Annotated in this window: 21 protein-coding genes; 2 read left to right on the top strand and 19 right to left on the bottom strand. The window is 67.4% G+C overall.

Going from position 1 to position 20,760, the window contains the following annotated elements:
• Nucleotides 1-62 precede the first annotated feature (62 nt).
• Entirely contained in the window at nt 63-1,871 is a 1,809-nt protein-coding gene (locus Rhe02_RS39815; protein WP_373320775.1) for a DUF6311 domain-containing protein, read from the top strand.
• Here Rhe02_RS39815 and Rhe02_RS39810 read toward each other — a convergent pair.
• From Rhe02_RS39810 to Rhe02_RS39765, 10 genes are all read right to left on the bottom strand, one after another.
• Nucleotides 1,868-3,190: an NAD(P)/FAD-dependent oxidoreductase gene (locus tag Rhe02_RS39810; RefSeq protein WP_203913679.1), complete on the bottom strand. Its 1,323-nt coding sequence runs from the start codon at nt 3,188-3,190 to the stop codon at nt 1,868-1,870. The genes Rhe02_RS39815 and Rhe02_RS39810 overlap by 4 nt on opposite strands.
• Before the next feature lie 81 nt (nt 3,191-3,271).
• Nucleotides 3,272-3,817: a hypothetical protein gene (locus Rhe02_RS39805; RefSeq protein WP_203913678.1), complete on the bottom strand. Its 546-nt coding sequence runs from the start codon at nt 3,815-3,817 to the stop codon at nt 3,272-3,274.
• Nucleotides 3,814-5,160: a DUF58 domain-containing protein gene (locus Rhe02_RS39800; protein ID WP_373320778.1), complete on the bottom strand. Its 1,347-nt coding sequence runs from the start codon at nt 5,158-5,160 to the stop codon at nt 3,814-3,816. Before Rhe02_RS39800 ends, Rhe02_RS39805 begins: the two co-directional genes overlap by 4 nt.
• A gap of 5 nt (nt 5,161-5,165) precedes the next feature.
• Nucleotides 5,166-6,173, bottom strand: a complete 1,008-nt coding sequence (locus Rhe02_RS39795) for an AAA family ATPase (RefSeq protein WP_203913686.1) — start codon at nt 6,171-6,173, stop codon at nt 5,166-5,168.
• Between the two features lie 2 nt (nt 6,174-6,175).
• Nucleotides 6,176-6,727 carry a hypothetical protein gene (locus tag Rhe02_RS39790; protein ID WP_203913676.1) on the bottom strand — a complete coding sequence of 184 codons (552 nt, stop codon included), beginning with the start codon at nt 6,725-6,727 and terminating at the stop codon, nt 6,176-6,178.
• On the bottom strand, nt 6,717-7,418 hold the full coding sequence (locus Rhe02_RS39785) for a DUF4129 domain-containing protein (protein WP_203913675.1): 702 nt from the start codon (nt 7,416-7,418) through the stop codon (nt 6,717-6,719). Before Rhe02_RS39785 ends, Rhe02_RS39790 begins: the two co-directional genes overlap by 11 nt.
• Nucleotides 7,419-7,486: 68 nt before the next feature.
• Complete coding sequence (locus Rhe02_RS39780; protein WP_239124348.1) at nt 7,487-8,182, bottom strand: uracil-DNA glycosylase; 696 nt, start codon at nt 8,180-8,182, stop codon at nt 7,487-7,489.
• Nucleotides 8,179-8,868: a dienelactone hydrolase family protein gene (locus tag Rhe02_RS39775; RefSeq protein ID WP_203913674.1), complete on the bottom strand. Its 690-nt coding sequence runs from the start codon at nt 8,866-8,868 to the stop codon at nt 8,179-8,181. The genes Rhe02_RS39780 and Rhe02_RS39775 overlap by 4 nt, the downstream gene beginning before the upstream one ends.
• Before the next feature lie 137 nt (nt 8,869-9,005).
• Entirely contained in the window at nt 9,006-9,416 is a 411-nt protein-coding gene (locus tag Rhe02_RS39770) for an LppU/SCO3897 family protein (RefSeq protein ID WP_203913673.1), read from the bottom strand.
• Between the two features lie 68 nt (nt 9,417-9,484).
• Nucleotides 9,485-10,060, bottom strand: coding sequence for an LppU/SCO3897 family protein (locus tag Rhe02_RS39765; protein WP_203913672.1), 576 nt, complete (start codon nt 10,058-10,060; stop codon nt 9,485-9,487).
• 77 nt (nt 10,061-10,137) lie between these two features.
• On the opposite strand from Rhe02_RS39765, the gene Rhe02_RS39760 reads away from it, so the two are divergent.
• Nucleotides 10,138-11,079, top strand: a complete 942-nt coding sequence (locus Rhe02_RS39760; RefSeq protein ID WP_373320777.1) for a Ppx/GppA phosphatase family protein — start codon at nt 10,138-10,140, stop codon at nt 11,077-11,079.
• On the opposite strand, the gene Rhe02_RS39755 is transcribed toward Rhe02_RS39760, so the two are convergent.
• The 9 genes from Rhe02_RS39755 to eno form a co-directional block, all read right to left on the bottom strand.
• Nucleotides 11,014-11,868 carry a carbohydrate ABC transporter permease gene (locus tag Rhe02_RS39755; RefSeq protein WP_203913684.1) on the bottom strand — a complete coding sequence of 285 codons (855 nt, stop codon included), beginning with the start codon at nt 11,866-11,868 and terminating at the stop codon, nt 11,014-11,016. The two genes, Rhe02_RS39760 and Rhe02_RS39755, sit on opposite strands and share 66 nt — an antisense overlap.
• 17 nt (nt 11,869-11,885) lie before the next feature.
• Nucleotides 11,886-12,884 (bottom strand): ABC transporter ATP-binding protein, encoded by a 999-nt coding sequence (locus Rhe02_RS39750; protein WP_203913670.1) that lies wholly within the window; start codon nt 12,882-12,884, stop codon nt 11,886-11,888.
• Nucleotides 12,881-14,185 carry an ABC transporter substrate-binding protein gene (locus tag Rhe02_RS39745; RefSeq protein ID WP_203913669.1) on the bottom strand — a complete coding sequence of 435 codons (1,305 nt, stop codon included), beginning with the start codon at nt 14,183-14,185 and terminating at the stop codon, nt 12,881-12,883. The genes Rhe02_RS39750 and Rhe02_RS39745 overlap by 4 nt, the downstream gene beginning before the upstream one ends.
• On the bottom strand, nt 14,182-15,000 hold the full coding sequence (locus Rhe02_RS39740; RefSeq protein WP_203913668.1) for a carbohydrate ABC transporter permease: 819 nt from the start codon (nt 14,998-15,000) through the stop codon (nt 14,182-14,184). Before Rhe02_RS39740 ends, Rhe02_RS39745 begins: the two co-directional genes overlap by 4 nt.
• A complete protein-coding gene (locus tag Rhe02_RS39735; RefSeq protein ID WP_203913667.1) occupies nt 15,000-17,819 on the bottom strand; it encodes a WD40/YVTN/BNR-like repeat-containing protein in 2,820 nt (939 codons plus the stop codon). Before Rhe02_RS39735 ends, Rhe02_RS39740 begins: the two co-directional genes overlap by 1 nt.
• A gap of 104 nt (nt 17,820-17,923) precedes the next feature.
• Nucleotides 17,924-18,427 (bottom strand): amino-acid N-acetyltransferase, encoded by a 504-nt coding sequence (locus tag Rhe02_RS39730; RefSeq protein WP_203913666.1) that lies wholly within the window; start codon nt 18,425-18,427, stop codon nt 17,924-17,926.
• Nucleotides 18,420-18,935 (bottom strand): DUF501 domain-containing protein, encoded by a 516-nt coding sequence (locus Rhe02_RS39725; RefSeq protein ID WP_203913665.1) that lies wholly within the window; start codon nt 18,933-18,935, stop codon nt 18,420-18,422. The genes Rhe02_RS39730 and Rhe02_RS39725 overlap by 8 nt, the downstream gene beginning before the upstream one ends.
• Nucleotides 18,928-19,419: a septum formation initiator family protein gene (locus Rhe02_RS39720; RefSeq protein WP_203913664.1), complete on the bottom strand. Its 492-nt coding sequence runs from the start codon at nt 19,417-19,419 to the stop codon at nt 18,928-18,930. Before Rhe02_RS39720 ends, Rhe02_RS39725 begins: the two co-directional genes overlap by 8 nt.
• A gap of 2 nt (nt 19,420-19,421) precedes the next feature.
• Nucleotides 19,422-20,702 carry a phosphopyruvate hydratase gene (eno, locus tag Rhe02_RS39715; RefSeq protein WP_203913663.1) on the bottom strand — a complete coding sequence of 427 codons (1,281 nt, stop codon included), beginning with the start codon at nt 20,700-20,702 and terminating at the stop codon, nt 19,422-19,424.
• Nucleotides 20,703-20,760 lie beyond the last annotated feature (58 nt).

Below are 20,760 nucleotides of genomic sequence, written 5' to 3'. Positions count from 1 at the left end.
ATCCACGTTAGCGGTTCGCAGTACCTTGCTTCCAGCGCCATACGGACGGACCCTTTAAGGTCATGCGGGTGACAAGCACATCGACGGAGCCAGCACTGGAGCGGGAAGAGATGCCCGTGGAGAACCCACCAACGAGCCCTTCACGCTGGAGGGCTGACGTGCTTGTCTGTCTTTCCTACGTTTTGCTGGCATGGTGGCTGACCGCGGGGCTTTGGCGTAATCCGGACACTCGGACGCTTGGGCTCAACGTGGCCGATCAGACGCTCGTCGAGTGGTTTCTGAGCTACGCGAGCCGGGTCTGGCTGGGCGACTTTTCGCTCGTCACCGACCGGCTCAACGCGCCGGACGGCATCAACATGCTGACCAACGCCGCGACCGTCGGGCTCGGTGTGATCTTCGCCCCAGTGACTTTCCTGTTCGGCGCGCCGACGACCTTCGCCTTGATCATGCTGGTCAACCTGGCCGCGACGGCCGTCGGCTGGTACCTGCTGATGGTGAAGGTAATGAGACTGTCCCGCCCGGCCTCGGCCGTGGCCGCCGCCTTCTGCGGGTTCGCGCCGGGCATGGTGTCGCAGTCAAACAGCCACCTGCACATCACCGCCCAGTGGCTGGTGCCGTTGATGATCTGGTGTGTCATCACCATGATGCGCTCGGCCGCCGATCGCCGCCGGGCGTGGCGGCTGGCCGGGGCGTCGGCCCTGTTCGGCCTGCTGGTGGTGGTACAGGTGTTCATCGGCGAGGAGACCCTGCTGCTCGTCGCGTTCAGCCTGGTCGTCATGACCGTGGTGTACATCATCTGGGAACGGCCTCCGTTGTCCCAGATTGGGCGTTTCGCCGCGGGCGTGGTGATGGCGGTGAGCGTCGCCGTCCCGCTGCTCATCTATCCACTGTGGACGCAGTTCAACGGGCCGCAGTCGGTGCCGAACGGGGTCTTCAGCCCCGACTACTTCAGCGCCGATGTGGCCAGCTTCGTTGCCTACTCCCCGCTGTCGATCGCTGGAACGCCCGAGAACGCCAGGCTGAGCACGGGCGCGGCCGAGTACAACACCTTCTTCGGCTGGCCGCTGGTGCTGTTGGTGCTCGCGCTCGGGTTCTGGCTGCGCAGAAACGCGATCGCGGTGGCCTGTGTCGCGGCCACCATCGTCATGGCGCTGCTCTCGCTCGGCCCGAAGATTGTCATCGAGCGCGAACGCACCACGTTTTCCGGTCCATACCTCTTTTTCAAGGGGGTACCGGTCATTGATGGCGCGCTTCCCATGCGCTTCGCGCTGGCGATGATTCCGCTGATCGCCATCCTGCTGGCAATCGCTTGGGACCAGGCGTCGCGCGACTCCGAGAATTACGTGCGGTTCGGCGTTCCTGCATTCATCGTGGCCGCTTTGCTGCCGCTGCTGCCGACCCCGCTGCCCACCACTGACCGGGTCGGCGTGCCCGTCTTCTACACCGAGGGCCATTGGCGCGAATGCGCCTCGGACGGTGATGTGATCGTGCCGGTGCCGCCGGCCACCCCGCACGAGCCGGGCCCGATGCGCTTCGCCACCGCGGCGGACGCCGCCTTCAGCATGCCGGAGGGCTTCTTCATCGGGCCCTATGGGCGGGGCGGCAGCGCCACCGTGGGCACCTACAAGCTGCCCACCTCGGCGACGCTGGCGGCCGTGGCCAAGACCGGCAAGCTGCCCGACGGGAGTGATCCGTCGGCGGTCACCGACCAGATGCGGGCACAGGCCCGCGCCGACCTGGCCCGCTGGGGTGCTTCCTGCGTGGTGCTCACCGCCCACCCCTACGCGGCCGAGCTGCGCACCACGGTGGAAGCGCTGCTCGGACCGGGTAGGCCGGTGGCCGATGCGGTGATCTGGCCTATCTCGCGCTAATTTCTGGAATTGGTCGCGTCGCGCATCGGCTCGAACGGCTCCTGCAGCTGGCCCAGCGAGACCACTTCCCGCTTGAAGAACAGCGCCAGGGTCCAGTCGATGACGACGCGTACCTTGCGGTTGAGCGACGGGATGCGGCTCAGGTGATAGCTGCGGTGCAGGAACCAGGCGATCAGGCCCTTCACCTTCACGCCGTAGAGCAGGGCCACGCCCTTGTGCAGCCCGAGGCTGGCCACCGAGCCGACATGCTTGTGCCTGTACTCCTTGATGCCCTTACCCCGCAGGCTGGCCACGATGTTGTCGGCCAGCAGCGTGGCCTGGCGCACCGCGTGCTGAGCGCTTGGAGAGCACATCGTGCCCGCGGCAGCGGTCAGATCGGGCACCGCCGCGCAGTCGCCCGCGCTCCAGGCGCCGACCACGATCGAGCCGTCCTCGCCGACCACCCGCAGGGTGGGTTCACAGGTCAGCGCGCCACGGTTGTTGCGCGGCAGATCGGTGGAAGCGAGCAGCGGGTGCGGTTTGACCCCGGCCGTCCACACGATGGTGTCCGCGGCGAACTGCTCGCCGTCGGAGAGCTTGACGACACCGTCCACACAGGAATCCAGCCGGGTGCCCAGGCGCACATCGATGTTGCGCTTGAGCAGCTGCTCGACGGTATAGGCGCCCATCTCCTGGCCCACCTCGGGCAGCACCCGATGGGTCGCCTCCACCAGCACCCAATGCATGTCTGCCGGCTTGAGCTCGGGGTAGTAGCGCAGCGCGTCGCGAGCCATGTCCTCCATCTCGCCGAGCGCCTCCACCCCGGCGTAGCCGGCGCCGACCACGACGAAGGAGAGCGCCCGCTTACGCGTGGCGGCGTCGGTGGTCGTAGCGGCGATGTCGAGCCGCTCGAGGACATGGTTGCGCAGGAAGATGGCCTCGCCGATGGTTTTGAAACCGACCGCGTGCTCGGCCAGGCCGGGGATCGGCAGGGTGCGGGAGATGCTGCCGGGCGCGACCACGATGTGGTCGTAGGGGATCTCGCGGGCCGGGCCGACGACGGGCTGCACCGTCGCCACCTTGCGCTCATGCTCGATCTTGGTCACCTCGCCGGAGAGCACCCGGCTCTTGCGAAGCTCGCGGCGAAGCGGCACGACCGTGTGCCGCGGAGAGATGTTTCCCGCGGCAGCTTCGGGCAGGAAGGGCTGATAGGTCATATGTGGCTGCGGATCAACCACTAGGACCTCGGCCTCACCCGGACGAAGCTTGCGGGACAGCCGAAGGGCGACATACAGGCCGACATGGCCTGCGCCCACCACCAAAATCCGGTTTGGTGTCACGCCTTCAAACTACCGAAGTCTGCGTGTGCGATTCATTTCATTAGCCTGTGATCCGCAACAGCGACCGGGCTCACATCCACCTCAGCGGCGGCGTATTCCCGCACTTCTGGCCAGAACAGCAACCAAGCCGACCACGACAGCGAGCCCACCGAGTAGAGCGAAAATCGAGGTCGTCGGGGTAAGGCCGGGGGCCGCCACGACCACCACGATGGTGACGACTCCGGAGCTGCCGATCACCATCGCTGTCCGGCCCGCCCAGCGAATGATCACCTGATTGTCCACAATGGCGTCATGCGGAAGCATCGCCGCCAGCGTGGCCGCGGAATGGGTGAGGTAGAGCGCGCAGGCGGCTAGGAAAGTGCGCCCGGGCGTGGCCGGCTCGCCGAAAGCCAGCGTCGCCACCATCCATAGCCCGACTATGAAAACCATGGTCGCGCCGACCACTCGGCTGTTGGGCAGCAGGGCGGGCATAGCGGCGCTGATCAGTATCGGCAGCAGGAACCGAAGCGAGACAAAGGCGGTGGGCGCCGCGATCCAAATCCCGGCCGCGGCGGCGAAGAAGACGATCCCGCGCACGGCCAGCGGCCCGGGAGCCGTTCGGGCCAAGCGGCGCATGGCTTTCATCATCGGCGGGCACCCACCTTTGGCGCTGAGGCCAACCGGGAGACATCCCGCAGCACGGTGTCCAGGCTGCCCGCGCCCGCCCAGGCCACTACCGGTACCCCGTGCTCGGCGAGCTGGCCGATGGTGTTCTCCCGCTCCAGCCGCCACAGGCGGTGGGCCAGCCCCGTCCAGGTGCCAGCCTGAGGCACGGCCAGCCCGGACGGCATCGTGTCCACGGCCACCACGAAACGCCCGGCCCTCACCAGACCGGCCAGCATGCCCGCCGAGCGGACATCAAGCAACGGGGTCAACACGACCACGAGCGCGTCCGCCGAGATGCCCGCGGCGAGCTGAGCACCGCCGCGCTCCTGGGCGGCCGGCACCGGATGGGCGTCGAGCAGCCATTCGAGCACAGTCAGGTATTGGCGACGGCCGCTGGCCGGGCGGAGCCGGCGGGCCGACGAGCCGTATTCGATGAGCGAGACGCGGTCGCCCAGGTGCAGATAGTGCTCGGCGATCGCGGCGCTGGCCCTCACCGTGCGGTCGAGCACCGAGGCCGAGCCGTAGATCCCCTCGGAGCGCCCGGCATCGGCGAGCAGGTCGAGCAGGAGCACCACTTCCGCGTCACGGTCCGACAGCGTGGCCGCGACATGGAGCCTCTCCGTACGCAGAGACACGCGCCAATCTATGCGGCGCAAGCGATCCCCGGGCGCGAACTGGCGTACCCCGGCCAGCTCGCCGCCCTCGCCCGGACGGCGCGAGCGGTGCTGGCCGACCAGACCGGCGGCCCGCGGCATGGCCTCGTCGGCCTCGAACGCCTCGGTGACCGGATAGACCTTCACCCCGAGCGCGCCGGTGACCACGGCTCGGGTTGTCAGCAGACCGTCGGCGCCCACCAGTACCGCGGAGGCGGGCCCCAGCGTCAGCCGGCCCCACCGCACGGCCGGGCCCGAGAACTCCACGGCCGCAGCGACTCCGCGCGGCACCGGGGTGACGTGCGGGCGGTCCCCGTCCTCCAGCTGAAGCCAGCGGGAATGCTGCAGGCGCAGCACCGCCAGGTCGTAGCCGACGCTGTCCCTGTTCTCCACCTCGATGGTGGCGCCCAGGTTGCCGCCCTCCACCGGGAATGTCTCCACTGTGGACAGTCGCAGCCCCGGCATCGCCCGCGGGCGGCGCATCATCCCGAACCCGACCCCCAGCGCCAGCGGTATAGCCAGCACCACCAGATCGGCCCGGCCCAGCAGCACCGAGGCCAGCACGAGCAGACCGGTCAGCAGCACAGCGCGGCCGAGCGCACGGGTGGGCACCCACAGCTCTTCCTCGTAGGCCTGCTCCGGCTCGTCCGGTGGCGGGGCGGCTGGTCTCAGCGCCATCAGCGGTGGAACTCCAACTCGTCGAGCTGCGCGGCGGACCGCTGCTGATAGGGCACCGCACCGCTCATCGGCGCGGGCGTGGCCGCCAGGACGTCGTTGACGACGCTCGCCGGGTCCACCCGCTTGAGCCACATCTCCGGGCGCAGCGTGATGCGGTGGGCCAGCGCGGGCTGGGCCACCTGCTTGACGTCCTCGGGAATGACGTAGTCACGCCCGGCCATGGCCGCGCGGGCGCGTGAAAGCAGAAGCAGCGCAAGCGATCCACGCGGTGAAGCGCCCACCAGAACGGCGTGGTGCTCTCTGGTGGCGGCGGTCAGCGCGACCAGGTAGCGGCCGATGGACTCCTCGACCTCGATCTCCTCGAGCCCGGCCTGCATGCGCAGCAACGTTTGCGCATCGACCACCGCATCGAGCTCGGACTCCTCGCGCTTGCGCTCCATCCGGCGGCTCAACACGGAAAGCTCCTCCTCCGGATCGGGATAGCCGAAGGAGACCCGGAGCAGGAAGCGGTCCAGTTGCGCCTCGGGCAACGGATACGTGCCCTCGTACTCGATCGGGTTGGCCGTGGCCAGCACGTGAAACGGCGGGTCGAGCCGATAGGTGACCCCCTCCACGGAGACCTGCTTCTCCTGCATCGCCTCCAGCAGGGCGGCCTGTGTCTTCGGTGGCGTGCGGTTGATCTCGTCCGCCAGCAGGAAGTTGGTGAAGATGGGCCCGGCCCGGAAGGTGAAGTCGTGCGTGCGCTGGTCGTAAAGGAACGACCCGGTCACGTCCGCGGGCAACAGATCGGGCGTGAACTGAAGCCGCCGGAAGTCGAGCCCGAGCGCCTGGGCGAAGGAACGCGCGGTCAGCGTCTTTCCCAACCCCGGCAGGTCTTCCAGCAACACGTGCCCGCCCGCGAGGATGCCGGCGAGCACCAGCTCGAGGGCGGATCGCTTACCCACCACCACCGTGCCCACCCGGTCGAGCACTCGGGCGGACAGCCGGCCGATCTCCTTGACATCCATGGTCATAGCTTCTCCAACGCGGTAACTATCTGGTCGAGATCGCGGGGGTTGGGTGGACGGCGCGAGGGCATGGTGACAAAACCCCACAGCGTGTCGCCGAGAATCTGGCGCGCCGCTTCCGGATCGGCGGCCCGGGTGATGCCGTGTTTCTGGCGAAGCCGCTCGTCGACCAGCTCGCCCAGCCTTGGCAGCACCCGCCGGTTGAACCGGGAGACGTCGGTGCTGCACCAGTCAAGCATGACGTCCCAGCGGCTGATCGCCGAGTTGAGCCCGTCCGGCACCGTCGGCTTCTCCTCGTGAAAACGGCCCGCCTGACGCCCGGGCGGCGGTGGCCGCAGCGCCTTGACCATGTCGAACCCGAACACGATGGTCAGCGCGCCCGCCACGAGCGCGAGGAACGGTGCGGTGCGCTCCATCAGGCGCAAGCCGTAGAAGACCACCAGCACCAGCGCGGCGGCTTGCAGGAGCAGCATGAGCGCCCGTGGCCGCTGCCGCTTGGGCGTGACCGGCTCCGCCGAGCGGTCGGCCGAACCGAGCAGATCGTCAAGACTCATGCGCCACCGCCTCGGACCGCAGCTCGCCACGGAGCCGGGTCAGGGCGGACCTCGCCTGGTCGTGCATTGTCACGTCAACATCATGCCGGGCCGCGTACCGGGCCTGCCTATACAGATCCGCGAAGGCGGTCAGCACGTGCTCGCTCAACCGGTGGCTCCCCAGCAGCCGCAGCACCAGGTCGGTCGAGGTGTCACCCGGCTCGCGCGGGGTGCCCGCGGCGGCCGCCGCGCGTTCCAGGCGCACCCAGCAGGCGATGACCGCGCGGCGCGGGTCGGTGTCGGACTCATCGAGCTCCAGCAGCCCGGCCTCGACCGCGGCGACCACCTCGGCCGCGATGTTGCGCGGCGGCACATTGTCCTGGCGCGGCAACCGCCTGCGGCGGAAGCGTGAGCCGGTGCCGGCGAGCTGGCGCATGAAGTAGGCGACCACCACGACCACGACGATGGTCACCAGCGCCAGAAACGCCCACAGCATCCAATGCGGCACCTCAAGCCCGGTGGCCTGGCTCGGCGCCGGATCACGGGTCGGCGGCGGCGGGCTCGGCGACCGGGTGGCGGCGGCGGGGCCCTCGTTGGAACCGGGAAGCTCTATCTTGGACAGTCCGAAGCTCGTCATCGATGCGGCTATCCCCGCGGCGGCCAGCAGCGCGGCGACACCCAGCAACGGCCACCACCGGCGCATCACAGCCATCGAACCCTTCCGCTAAACCCGCGCACCATCCTCGCAGACTCGCCGCTGTTTCCAGCTGGCGACGCCCGCTAGGTTTTCACCTCGGTCTTCGCGAGCGCGAAGATCTCGTCGAGCATGCCCGGCGTAAGCCTTCCGGTAAAGGTGTTCTGCTGACTGACGTGGTACGAGCCGATCAGGGTTGGCGCTGTCGGCGAGCGCCAAACCGCGCCGTGCCCGAAGGACGGGCGGGGCTTGGGGGGCTTTACTCCGTACCCAGATGAGAGGAGAGGCCAATATGCCGCCCAGGCGAATGCGCCCAGGGCCACCACGACCCGCAGGGTGGGCTTAATCAGCGAGACCTCGCGCAGCAGCCAGGGCGCGCAGGTGTCGCGTTCGGCCGGTGTTGGCTTGTTGTCCGGCGGCGCGCAGCGCACCGATGCCGCTATCCGCACGTCGTGCAGTCGCAGGCCGTCGTCCACCGAGACGCTTTCGGCTTGATTGGCGAGCCCGGCCCGGTGCAGGGCGGAGAAGAGGACGTCGCCGCTGCGGTCGCCGGTGAAGATGCGGCCGGTCCGGTTTCCGCCGTGCGCGGCCGGGGCGAGGCCGAGGATGAGAATGCGCGCGTCTGGCTCACCGAAACCCGGCACCGGGCGGCCCCAGTAGTCCTCGTCCCGAAAGGCGGCACGCTTGACGGCCGCGACTTCCTCCCGCCACGCGACCAGACGCGGGCAGGCCCGGCACCGCGAGATCTCCTCGTCGAGCCGGGCCAGCGCCTGCTCGGTCACAGCGTGGTTCGGAATACCTCAAGGGTACGGGCCCAGCTGGAACGGCTGGCACCCTCGTCGTAGACCTCGGGGCGGTCGTCGTTGAAGAACGCGTGGCTCGTGCCGGGGTAGTCGTGCACGACGCACTTGCCGCCGGCGTCGGCAATGGAGTTCATGGCCTGCTGGATGCCGGGGGCGCTGGAGGTGCCGTCCTCCTCCGAGCAGTGGATCATCGCGATTTTGCTGTCGTAATTACCCCAGCTCGGATCCATCTTCTCCCACGGAATCGCCGGGTAGAAGCCGACCGCGGTGGTGATGCGCGGGCTGAACGTGGCTGACCAGAGGGCGAGGCTGCCGCCCATGCAGAAGCCGACCACGCCGATCTTGCCCTTGCTGGTCTGGGTGGCCTCGTGCTGGCCGAGGAACTCGGCCGCGCCCGCGATGTCTTTGGCCGCCTGCGGCATGGCCAGCCCCATCATGAGCCGGTTGGCATCATCGGGCTCGGTGGTGTGCACGCCGTGGAACAGATCGGGCGCCAGGGCCACGAAACCGGCCGCCGCGAAGCGCTCGGTCACGCTTTTGATGTGGGGCACGAGGCCCCACCACTCCTGAATGACGATCACGCCGGGACCGGCTCCGTCGCTCGGCAACGCCAGGTATCCCTGGCTGGTGCCGCCGTTGCTGGCAAAAGTTACGAGCTCACCCACGGCTCGTCCTCCTCGCGGTCAGTCGTCATTGGCTGGTCGCACAGTGATGTGTTCCGGGTAGCCAACCACATTGACCCGGATCGGGGAAGACAAAGGCGGCGTGGCGAAGGCCACGCCGCCTGATCACCTAACCCGGTTTACTTGGCCTTCTCCAGGCACCAGGCTTGGCCCTTGCCGTTGTCCTTGCCGTACCAGATCACGTTTTCCCAGGTGGGGAACTTGTCGCAGATGAGCTGAGCCTTATCCGCGTCGTCCATGTCAGCCTGGGGGACGTTCTCGACGATGCCGATGACCTTGTTCTTTGCCTCCGGCTTCGAGCAGTCGACCACCTTCGCATCGCTGGCGTCTGGCTTCACCGTCTCGGTGATGCAGTCACCCACCTTGGCGATGGTCACGTCCCCGGTCAGGTACTTGTAGGCGAGACCGCCGCCGGCGATCACCGCGATCACGATGATCGATCCGATGATGCGGCCGATGGCGCTCTTCTTCTTCGGTTGCTCAGGCGCGCTTTCAGGGGCGGCGGCCGGCGCTACTTCCTGCTCGCTCACTCTTAACTTCCTCCGTGAGGGGTGTGCCGTCTGCGTGGGTTCACGAAGACCGGGACACCCTAGCGGGTTTAGCCCTTCGGCGCGACGCAGAGCACCTTCCCGGTGCCGCCGACGCGGCCGAACCAGAGCACGTTCTCCCAATCGGGGAACTTGTCATCGCAGATGGTCTGGTTGTTGGCGTCGAATTCCGCCTCGGTGATGTTGGGGATAATCCCGATGACCTTGTTCGCCGCTTCCGGCTTGGAGCAGTCGACGACCTTGGCGTCGCTGGCGTCCTCCTTGACGGTCTTGGTCAGACAGTCCCCCACCTTCGCGTTCTCCGGGCTGCTGTTGATTTCCTCGGTAACCCCCTCGCGGAAGTTCTTACCGAAGTCACTGTTCAGAGCGACGATGACGCCGACAACGCAGCAGCACAGGAGAACGACCAGGACGCCGATGACGATCCCGACGATCTTGCCGGTCGCCTTCTTGGGCGGCGGAGGTGGCGCCGGCGGGTAGGGCGGCTGGCCAGGCTGGAACGGCGGAGGTGGCGCAGGCTGCGGCGGGTAGGTGTGCTGCGGGTAAGCCGGCTGCGGCGGGTAGGCGGGCTGCGGCGGGAAAGGTCCCTGCGGCGGTTCCGGCTGGCCTTGCGGCGGCTCATACATATCGGACGTCCTTTATGTCGAGGGGGACAGACCTGCGATTCTTCCAGAGCTATGTTGGATCAATGACCGAGGCACCCGTGGCCGCCATCGACTGTGGCACCAATTCGATCCGTTTGCTCGTCACGGCCGGGGGCCAGGACCTGGTGCGGCAGATGCGCATCGTGCGCCTGGGCCAGGGCGTCGATCGCACCGGCCGGCTCGACCCGCAGGCCATCGAGCGCACCCGGGTCGCGCTCGCCGGGTACAGGGAGCTGATCGATGGGCACGGGGCGGAAAAGGTGCGCATGGTGGCCACGAGCGCGAGCCGGGATGCGTCCAACGCCGCCGATTTCCAGCGCATGGTGCTCGGCACGCTTGGCCAGCCGGCGGAGGTCATCAGCGGCCGGGAGGAGGCCGAGCTGTCCTTCCTGGGCGCGGTCGCCGGCCTGCCCGGCGGAACAGACTACGTCGTGGTCGACATCGGTGGTGGCTCAACGGAATTCGTCCGCGGCACGGGTGACCGGGTAAGCGCGGCCGTCAGCACCAACATCGGGTGCGTGCGGATGACCGAGCGGCACGTGCACTCGGATCCGCCCACCCCGTCGCAGCTCGCGGCGCTCGATGCGGACGTCGAAAACGCTGTGCGGCAAGGACTTGAGGTGGGCGTGAAGTCGGCCCGCCTGGTCGGCCTGGCCGGTTCGGTGACCACGGTGGCGGCGCTCGCGCTAAGCCTGGCCGACTATGACTCGGAGCGCATCCACCACAGCGTGCTCACCGCGGAAGAGGTGGCCCGGGTGACCGAGCAACTGTCCATTATGGACCATGCCGCGCGCGCTGCGCTCAATGTCATTCACCCCGGCCGGGTGGACGTCATCATCGCCGGCGCCCGCATCCTCCATACCATCATGAAGCTTTCCGGGCAGCCCGACGTCATCGTCTCCGAACACGACATCCTGGACGGCATCGCCGCCAGCCTATCTCCGCATTTGCCTGGCACGAGCCAGAATCACAGCCTGGATGAGCACGGCGAGCATGGTTAGGGCGAGCATGATGACCGTTGCGGCGGCGGCGTAGCCGTAGCGGAGGTACTCGAAAGCGTTGCGGTAGACGAAAAGCGACAGGTAGGTCGTCGAGTGGGGCGGCGGGCCGCCCTTGGTCACCACGAGGGCCGGGGTGAACGACAGCTGCAGGCTCATGATGGTGTCCCGGATGAGCAGCACGCCGAGTACGGGCGCCAGCATCGGCAACGTGACCCGCCGGAAGATGTCCCACCCCGTGGCGTCCTCGATTTCGGCCAGCTCGTAGGCGTCGCGGGGAAGGGCCTGCCTGGCCGCGACCAGGATCACGAACATCTCGCCGATGGTGAACAGGCTCATCAGGATGATGGCGGCGCGGGCGTCGGCCGGCATGGTCAGCCAGCGCGGCGCGAGCACTCCGAGCCTGTTGAACAACGGCCCGAGCACCTGATTGATCGGGCCGAAGGAAGGATTGAACAACCACAGCCACAACAGGCCATAGGCGATCTCGGGTACGGCGGTGGGCAGGGCGGCGGCGGTGCGGGCCGAGCCCGCCATGAAGGCTCGCCGGTGCAGCAGCAGCGCCAGCATGAGCGCGATGCCGAGCCGAAGCGGGACGGCGATGGCCGCGAAAACCAGTGAGTTCATCAGAGCGGTACGGAAGCCGTCGTCGTGCCACAGCTCGCGGAAGTTGGCCCACCCCAACCATTCCGGCGGGTTGATCAGATCGTATTCGGTCAGCGCCATCGCCACGGTGATGCCGAACGGGATCAGCACCAGGCCCAGCAACCCGATCAGATAGGGCGCCAGCATCCACCAGGCGGAGCGCCTCATACCCGGCGTCCCGTCGCCGCGTCGAAGAGGTGGGCGTCGGCCACGGAAACGGTGACCCGCCCGGATGGCTTGCCCCGCGAGGGAACCCGGGCACACACCAGATGCTCGCCGACCCGGACGTAGACGTAGGCGTCCTCACCCACCACGTCCACCCGTTCCACGAGACCATCGACGCCCTCGCCGCCGAGCACCACCGCTTCGGGGCGGATGCCGATGAGCCAGGCCGGTTCGGGGTAGATCCCGGCCGGGCGCAGCGGTCCGTCGCCGGGCAGCAGGTTCATCGCCGGGGAGCCGACGAAACGCGCCACGAACGTGGTCTGTGGCGTGCGCCAGATGTCTTCCGGCGTCCCGATCTGCTCCACCAGCCCGTCGCGCATCACCGCTATCCGGTCGCCGAGCACCAGCGCCTCGGTCTGGTCATGAGTCACGTGGACCATGGTGCCGCCCACCCTCGCGTGCAATGCCTTGATCTCGGCCCGCGTCTCGACCCGCAGCTCTAAGTCCAAATTGGACATTGGCTCGTCGAGCAGGAACACGTCCGGTTCCCTTACCAGCGCACGGGCCAGCGCCACCCGCTGCCGTTCACCACCGGAAAGCTGAGCGGGCCGCCTGTCCAGCAGATGGGCGCAACCGATCGCATCCGCGGCCCGCAGGGTACGCCGCTTCACCTCGGCCTTGGCGACATCCTTGACGATCAGCCCGAAGGCGATGTTCTCCGCGACGCTCAGATGGGCAAACAGCGCATAGCTCTGAAAGACCATGGAGACGTTGCGCAAACCCGGCCGCAGATTGGTGACATCGCGGTCACCGATGTAAATGCGCCCGCGGGTCACCCTCTCCAACCCGGCGACCGTCCGGAGCAGGGTGGTCTTCCCCGCACCGGACGGCCCGAGCACTGCCAGCAGCTCGTCGCTCCCGACCTGGAGGCCGACTCCGTGCACGCCGTGCCTGGCGTGGACATCCTCCAGGCGAAGCCCGGAACCACCTTCGGTCACGAAGCCTCGCCGCGGGCGAAGATCGGCTTGGTCTGCTTGTCGATCTCCGCGATGACGTCGTCCAGCTTGTCCCCGCGGTAGAGGGCGTTCTCCAAAATGCCCTCGGTGATGTCCTCGATCTCCGGCCAGGTCGAGATCGTGGGCACGGCCTTCAGGCTGGGCACCGCGTCCAGGAAGATCTGGGCGTGGGCCGGCGCGTTGCCGTCCAGGAAGGCATTCGATTTGGCGGTGGCGATGTGTGAGGGCACTGTGCGCCCGGTGGCGGCGATGATGCGCTGGCCCTCAGGGCTCATCGCGAACTCCATGAACTTCCACGCCGATTCCTTGTTCTTGGAAGCCTTGGTGATGCAGTAGGCGTCCGAGTGCAGAATGCCGCCGGGCTGCTTGTAGGTCGGCAGCGCCGCCACGTCCCAGCTGAGTTCCTTGGCGGCCCGCAGCGTCGGGGTGATCCGGCGCGACTCCAGCAGCATGGCCAGCTTGCCGGAGGTGAAGCGCGCCACCAGATCCTGCGCCTTGACCTCATCGTCGGTCGGGATCACGCCGTAGCCCAGGCGCAGGTCGATGAAGTTCTTCAGCGCCTCCCGGGCGGCCGGGGTGTCGAAGGTGAACCGGGTCGGCTTGGCGTCGTTGTCCACCAGCTGGCCGCCGTTGGACCAGACGAACGGAGCCAACCGGATCATCACCGACTCCGTCCCCAGGCCGTGCACGGCCGGCGGGGTCGCTCCCGCTTCGGGCTCGGTCGCCTTGACCACGTGGCCGGCCGCGTCGCGGGTCATGTCCTGTGCCGTGGTGAGCATGTCGGTCCACGTCCAGCCCGGCTTCGGCGCCGCCACACCGAACTTGGTGAATAGGCCCTTGTTGTAATAGACCTGCAAGCTCGACACGTTCTGCGGCATGCACAGCTGCTTGCCCGCCCACTGGAACGGCTTCATCGCCTCGGGATAGAAGTCGGCGGCCTTGATGACCGTCGACTTTTTGAGCTGATCGTCGATCGGCTCGATCGCGTTCTTGGCCGCGAATTGGCCGTAGAAACGGTAGTTCATCAGGAACAGGTCCTGGGGCGCGCCGCCCGCGATCGACGTGGACAGCTTCGTGATCAGATCTTTACGGTCAGCGGCCTCGACCAGCTGCACCTGCCCACCCTTGTAGGCGGACACGAGCGTGCGGTAGGCCGCGAGCTCGTCGGGGCTGCCGAAGACCAGCAGCTGCACCGGCGCGTTGTCTTTGGGGCTTTCCGTTCCGGTGGTGCTGCAGCTTGCGAGCAGCAATGCGGCAACCGCCGCGGTGAGCAACCTCTTCATCGAAGGAACCTCCGCTGGGCTATGGCATAGATGACCAGCGCGGGCACTGTCGCCAGCACCGCCCCGGCCAGGAAGACGGGAAAATCGGTGGGGTCGAGGGTGGCTAACGAACGCAACGCGATGGGCAACGTAAACAGATCACGGTCATAGACGTACACAAGTGGATCCAAGAAGTTGGACCACGTCAAGACGAACGTCAATGCGGTCACCGCGCCGGTCACCGGCCGCACCAGCGGCATCGCCACCCGCCACCAGGTGCGCAGCGCAGAGAGATCCTCTATCCGGCACGCATCGTAGAGATCCCTTGGCAGGGCGCGGAACGCAAGGTAGAAGGCGAGCACATAGAGCGGCGACGTGCCGACCAGGGCCGGGGCGACCAAAGGCGCCAAGGTGTTGGTAAGGCCCAATTCCTTGAACACCACGAATCTGGGTACCAGCAGAGCAGCCGCCGGAACCATAAGACCCACCACCGAACCGGCCAGCACCAGCCAGCGCGCCCGCGCCGAGATCTGAGTGAGCGCGAACCCGGCCGCCGACGCGACCAGCACGCTCAACGGCACCGTCACCAGCGCCACGATCAGCGAGTTCAGGCTGGCGCGAAACAGGCCGCCCCACGCGAAGGCCAGCTCGTACCCGCGTGCCGAAAACGGCTGCGGGACAAGGTCTGGTGTCGGTGGCGGCGGCCGCCCCGGCTCGTGAAACGAGCCGGAAACGAGCAGCAGCAAGGGAAGCGCGAAGACGGAAAGGACGAAGATGGCGCCCACGGAACGTGCGGGGCCGCCGAAGCGACCCCGCACGATATCGCTGCTATCCATCAATCTTTGAAATTCAATCGCCAGGCGCCCAGGCCGTGCGATCCGGCGTAGAGGATCCGCTCGCCCGGGAGGATCACCAGGCTCGTGATCTCCACGTTCGGCATACCGGCAGCGGCCTCTGTCCACGTGGTGGTACCGGCGGCGAGCCGCAGCACGCCGTAGTCGGTCCCCGCGTACAGGTCGCCGGTGACGTCGTCGCGAGCCACATCGGTGGCCGGCAGGTCACCGAAGTCGTTGGACACGTCCACCCAGCTGGAGCTCCCGGTCACCGGATCGTAGGTCACCTGGAACAGGTGACCGGGCGTGGCCGGAGTGATCGAGTTGAACCCGCTGTAGGAGATCCAGGCCCGGTTGGCGTTGGCCGGGTCGACGTGGATACCGCTGACGAACCTGTTGGGAGCGCCCGCGAAATCGGTGTCGATCCGGTCGAAGGAGACCGCCGTCGCCGGTTCCGCATCGACGTTGCGCGTCACGAAGACCCGGCCGGTGGTGGTGGCCGTCCACGCTGTCGAGGTGTCATTGCGGGCCCGCTCGATCGCGGCCACCGCGCCACCGGTTCTGGTGCCCCAGAAGGCGCTGGTGAGACGATTCGGGCCAAGCTCCACCCAGTCGCCGCATTGCGCTTCGAAGGTGCCGGTGAAGCTGTTGCAGATCCGGTTGGCCTCGGCCAGGGTTCGGTCGCCGATGCCGGCGGTCTTGGTGCGGTGCACCGTGAAGCCGGTTCCGGCGAACAGCGTCTTGGACACGACCGGGTCGTTGATGACCGGCGCGTAGAACTGGGTCCCCGGGAGCCCGAAGATCGGGTCGAAGGTGGAGATCCAGCTGTCCAGAGCGCCGTTGTTGAAACTGACCTCGGTGGTCGCATCGAAGAAGTTGTGGTAGCGGAACTTCTTGTCCGCGATGTCGAACCCGGCGTATCCGCCGTCACCGATCATCGTGTTCTTCCACTTGTTCGTGTTGACCGATTCCCACGTGCCGTTGTCCTGCGTGCCGCCGGTCAGCAGCTTGGAGTCGTGCGGGCTGACCGAAATGCTGGTGAACTGCAGCGTGGTGAGGCCCTTGTTCACACTGTCCAGCTTGGACGGAATGGCCGAGAGCATCTGCCGGCAGCGCGCCAGCTCAACCGGATCGGTCAGGCCACGCCACTGCGCGTCGCACCAGCCGGAGCGGTTGACGAGCTGGCCGCTGGACCGCACCACGCCACCGTCGCTGGACTCGAAGAACTGCATCGGGTTACCCGGGTTGGTGACCAGCGCATGCTGGTCGGGGTGCAAACCGTTGGGGTGAACCGGGTCGGTGCCGTCGAAGGTCATGTCGGTGCCGGTGACGCCCGCGTCCTGCGACAGGATCACGGCGCGCTTGTTCGCGATCGGCTCGCCGTAGGAGTACGAGCCACCGGCGTAGACCACGTCGGGGTGACCGTCGGGGGTGGTGACGAAGACGTCGTACCAGCACTGCCCGCCACACAGGTTGAAGGTGGCGAAACCCGGGTCGGCCGGGTTGGCACTGGTCAGATCGGTGAACGTGGGTGTGCCGCCGGCGACGTCGTCGCTGCGGAACAACCGCGAATACGGGCTGCCGGCGTTGCCCTCGTGGACGTACATCCGGGTCTTGCCGTTCGGCAGCTTCGTCACGTCGAACGCCGGACGGCTCTGCGTCAGCGCCGGGTTGATGGAGGCCTTGATCTGGGTCCAGGTGGCACCGGCGTCGCCGGACCGCCACACACCACGGGCGTACGAGGAGGCGTAGACGATGTCCTGGTTCACCGGGTCAAGCTCGAGGTGGCGCACGCCGCGCGGGGAACACACGGCGGCGTTGGCGAACTCGGCCGCGCTGCCGGTGCAGTCGGCGGCGTTGACGGCTCCATTGTGGATGAAGGTCCACGTCGCGCCGCCGTTGGTGGTCTTGTAGAGGCCCCACTTCGCCGCGTCTGGAACGGGCCGAACGATGCCGCCGCAACAGGTGGCGCTCATACCCGCGAGTGCGGTGGTGGTGCCCACGTAGATGGTGTTGCGGTCGCCCTGCTTCACGGCGATCTTGCCGATCCCCTTGCCGCCCAGCTCGGGCTTGCCGATGGGACCGGTCCAGGTGACGCCGCCGTTGGTCGACTTGTAAAGGCCCACGCCGTGCACACATCCGGAGGCGCAGATGTTCGCCTCGCCGGTGCCGACATAGATGGTCAAACCGGTCGGGTCGTTGGGATCGACGCTCACCGCGCCGACCGCGTTGCTGCCGAACGGGCCCCCGAGGTAGTCCCATTTCGGCTCGTTCTTGCGGATGTTCCACGTCCGCCACACGCCGCCACCGGCCGGGGTGATCCAGGCCGGGCAGAGCACGGAGATGCAGAACTTGCTGATCACCAACGACGTGGTGCGTCCGCCCGCCACGTACTCGTTGGGCACATAGTTGGTGACGTCGCGAAGCTCCTCGAACGGATACACCGCTTCGCTCGGCCCGACATTGACCCAGGTGCCCTTCTTGCCGTGACCTGACTGGAAGGGCCGGCTGAACGCCCGGGTCGCCGCCGAAGTAGCGGCCTCCACCTGCGCGACGGTCAGCGTGTCACCGGGATAGACACGTGCCGCAAGCGCCGCGTCCTGTGCCGAGCCCGGTCCTTCAGGTGCCATGCCTTGGCTGCCGGGAGCGGCCCGGCGCAGTTTTTCCAGATGCAGCGAGAGCGCGGCCGGCATCTCGCCGTCGCCGCGAATGGCGGCTTGGGGTGGTGCTGTCCCGGTCAGAGTAATTGCTATCGCGGCGGCCGCGATGACGAGCACGCCGCTGATGGCTCCGGCCAGGACCTGCCGACGACGACGCGTCATTGGGTCCGTCCTCCCCTGGGATAGGTGAAGCGTTGGCACACCTCACCGAGGACGATTCCAGACGCAGTGATATCTGTACAGTGTCAAATGTATTGATCACTGATCTACAGGCGCAGCAGCATCCGCGTATTGCCCAGAGTGTTTGGTTTGACCCGTTCCAGTCCGAGAAACTCAGCTACACCCTCGTCATAGGAACGCAGCAGCTGTTCGTAGACGGCGTGCGGCACGGGCGCGCCGTCGATCTCCTGAAAGCCGAAGGAGCCGAAAAAGCCCGACTCGAAGGTGAGCACGAAAACGCGCGCCACACCGAGCTCGCGCGCATCATCGATCAGGGCCGCCACCAACTGGTGCCCGATCTTCTGCCCGCGGAAAGTGTGGTCCACGGCAACCGTGCGGATCTCCGCCAGGTCCTCCCAAAGCACATGCAGCGCACCGCATCCCGCCACATGACCGTCGGCGGTGACCGCGACCCGGAACTCCTGGATGTCCTCGTAGATCGAAACAGTGGCCTTGCTCAGCAGGCGGCGTTCCCCGCTGTAGTCGTCGATGAGCTTGCGGATCCCCCGCACGTGGCGGGTCTGCGCTTTGCGGACGACCACATCAGACACAGGGACCGTCCGCCCACCACGGCTCCACGATTGCGACCACCTCGTCGCCGAGGGGGTTCACCCCCTGCCCCGCCGCGAGTGCGTGTCCTAATAGGACATGCAGGCACTTGACGCGATCGGGCATGCCACCGGCGGAGATACCCGCGATCTCCGGCACGTGCCCGATGCTTTCCCGTCTTGCCAAATAAAGATCGTGCGCTTCCTGGTACCGGAAAAGCAGCTCTGGATCTTCATTGAGCCGCTTGGCCATCTCCTTCATCAGGCCGGCCGATTCCAGACGGCTGCACTCAGCCGTGGCGCGCGGGCAGGTCAGGTAGTAAAGCGTCGGAAACGGGGTGCCATCGGCAAGCCGGGGCACCGTCTCCACCACGTCGGGCCGCCCGCACGGACAGCGATGCGCGATGGCACGCGTGCCCCGGGTCGGCCGGCCGAGCTGGGCGCTGACGGCCGCGAGATCCTCCTGGGTCGGCTCCTGATGAACGGGCGGCGGAACCTGAGCGCTATCCATTCGCAGCGTCCACACTGGACATCAGCGTCTCGTACCACGTGGTGGGGGCGGGCTTGGTGGGCGGCTTGCCCATGTCGATCGCGTCTCCCCAGATCGGGATCAACGGGATCTCACCCCGCTGCACCCAGTAGAGCCGCTTGCGCACCTGAATTCGCACATACTCCTCGTCGTTCCACTTGTCCGCCTCCTCCTCGAGCGAGGAGATATGGCGGCGCTGGGCCTCCTGCGCCTGCGTCATCGTGTCGATCTCGGCCAGCTGCGTCAGATAGATCCGCACCGGGATCGCATAGCTCAGCGAGAGCACGGCCAGGACCAGCAGGAAAGCAAGCGCCCGGCCGGAAAGCCCACCCTGGCCGGGCGCGCGCAGGCGCTTGGCGGCGCCGGCTATTGCGGGCCGCCGCGCCGCCGCGGGTCTCGCGCTGGACCGTGCGTCGGCCGCCCTCTTGCGAAGAGCTGGCCGGCGCACCGGATCCTGACGCCTCATAGCTACCGACGATAACGGGGGAAGGCCCCAGCGCCGGCGTAACGAGCCGCGTCGGCGAGGTCTTCTTCGATTCGCAGGAGCTGGTTGTACTTGGCCGTGCGGTCGGTGCGGGCCGGGGCGCCGCTCTTGATCTGGCCGCAGCCGGTGGCCACCGCCAGGTCGGCGATGGTGGTGTCCTCGGTCTCGCCCGAGCGGTGGCTCATCATGCAGCGGAAGCCGTTGCGGTGAGCCAGGTCTACCGCGTCGAAGGTCTCCGTGAGCGAGCCGATCTGGTTCACCTTGACCAGCACGGCGTTGGCCGCGCCCTCGGCGATGCCGCGCTCGATGCGGGTGGGGTTGGTGACGAACAGGTCGTCACCCACGATCTGGATCTTGTTGCCGAGCTGGCGGGTCATCGAGCTCCAGCCGGCCCAGTCGTCCTCGGCCAGCGGGTCTTCGATGGAGACGATCGGGAAGCTCTCGGCGAGCTTGGCGTAGTAGGCGATCATCTCGTCGCTCGACTTCTGCGCGCCCTCGAAGACGTAGGAGCCGTCCTTGTAGAACTCGGTCGCCGCCACGTCCAGCGCCAGCACGATGTCGCTGCCCAGGGTGTAACCGGCCGCCTGGACCGCCTCGGCGATCAGCTCGAGCGCCGACTCGTTGGCCGGCAGGCTCGGCGCGAAGCCGCCCTCGTCGCCCAGACCGGTCGCGAAGCCCTTCTTCTTCAGCACCGACTTCAGCGCGTGATACACCTCGGCGCCCGAGCGCAGCGCGTCGCGATAGGTGGGCGCGCCGATCGGAGCGATCATGAACTCCTGGATGTCCACATTGGAGTCCGCGTGCGCGCCGCCGTTGAGGATGTTCAGCATCGGCACTGGCAGGACATGGGCGTTGGGCCCGCCCAGATAGCGGTAGAGCGGCAGCTGCGCGCTCTTCGCGGCGGCCTTCGCCACCGCCAGCGAGACGCCCAGGATGGCGTTGGCGCCCAGCTTGCTCTTGGTGGGAGTGCCGTCCAGGTCGATCATCGTCTGGTCGATGAAGCGCTGCTCGCTGGCCTCGAACCCGACGATCTTCTCGGCGATCTCGTCCTCGATGTTGGTGACGGCCTTCTCGACGCCCTTGCCCGAGTAGCGGCCCTTGTCCCCGTCGCGCAGCTCATGCGCCTCGAACGCTCCGGTCGACGCGCCCGAGGGGACAGCGGCGCGCTCAACGGTCTCGTCGTCGAGCCCGATCTCCACCTCTACGGTCGGATTGCCGCGGGAATCCAGGATCTCGCGGGCTCTTACTACGAAGATGGTGGCCACGTGTCGCTCCTTCGTGCCATATCTGCCGGTTGTCAAACCGGCCGCAACGCCGCAGCCG

Source organism: Rhizocola hellebori, assembly GCF_016862955.1.
Taxonomy (GTDB): Bacteria; Actinomycetota; Actinomycetes; order Mycobacteriales; family Micromonosporaceae; genus Rhizocola; species Rhizocola hellebori.
Note: the sequence above shows the minus strand (reverse complement) of the source record. Positions and strands in the feature narration are given on the sequence as shown.

What these genes read in the sequence shown, in the direction of transcription:
- Rhe02_RS39815 (WP_373320775.1), top strand. Translation starts at nt 63, where the DNA reads ATGCGGGTGACAAGCACATCGACGGAGCCAGCACTGGAGCGGGAAGAG.
- Rhe02_RS39805 (WP_203913678.1), bottom strand. Translation starts at nt 3,817, where the DNA reads ATGATGAAAGCCATGCGCCGCTTGGCCCGAACGGCTCCCGGGCCGCTG.
- Rhe02_RS39795 (WP_203913686.1), bottom strand. Translation starts at nt 6,173, where the DNA reads ATGGATGTCAAGGAGATCGGCCGGCTGTCCGCCCGAGTGCTCGACCGG.
- Rhe02_RS39790 (WP_203913676.1), bottom strand. Translation starts at nt 6,727, where the DNA reads ATGAGTCTTGACGATCTGCTCGGTTCGGCCGACCGCTCGGCGGAGCCG.
- Rhe02_RS39785 (WP_203913675.1), bottom strand. Translation starts at nt 7,418, where the DNA reads ATGGCTGTGATGCGCCGGTGGTGGCCGTTGCTGGGTGTCGCCGCGCTG.
- Rhe02_RS39765 (WP_203913672.1), bottom strand. Translation starts at nt 10,060, where the DNA reads ATGTATGAGCCGCCGCAAGGCCAGCCGGAACCGCCGCAGGGACCTTTC.
- Rhe02_RS39755 (WP_203913684.1), bottom strand. Translation starts at nt 11,868, where the DNA reads ATGCTGGCGCCCTATCTGATCGGGTTGCTGGGCCTGGTGCTGATCCCG.
- Rhe02_RS39745 (WP_203913669.1), bottom strand. Translation starts at nt 14,185, where the DNA reads ATGAAGAGGTTGCTCACCGCGGCGGTTGCCGCATTGCTGCTCGCAAGC.
- Rhe02_RS39740 (WP_203913668.1), bottom strand. Translation starts at nt 15,000, where the DNA reads ATGGATAGCAGCGATATCGTGCGGGGTCGCTTCGGCGGCCCCGCACGT.
- Rhe02_RS39735 (WP_203913667.1), bottom strand. Translation starts at nt 17,819, where the DNA reads ATGACGCGTCGTCGTCGGCAGGTCCTGGCCGGAGCCATCAGCGGCGTG.
- Rhe02_RS39725 (WP_203913665.1), bottom strand. Translation starts at nt 18,935, where the DNA reads ATGGATAGCGCTCAGGTTCCGCCGCCCGTTCATCAGGAGCCGACCCAG.
- Rhe02_RS39720 (WP_203913664.1), bottom strand. Translation starts at nt 19,419, where the DNA reads ATGAGGCGTCAGGATCCGGTGCGCCGGCCAGCTCTTCGCAAGAGGGCG.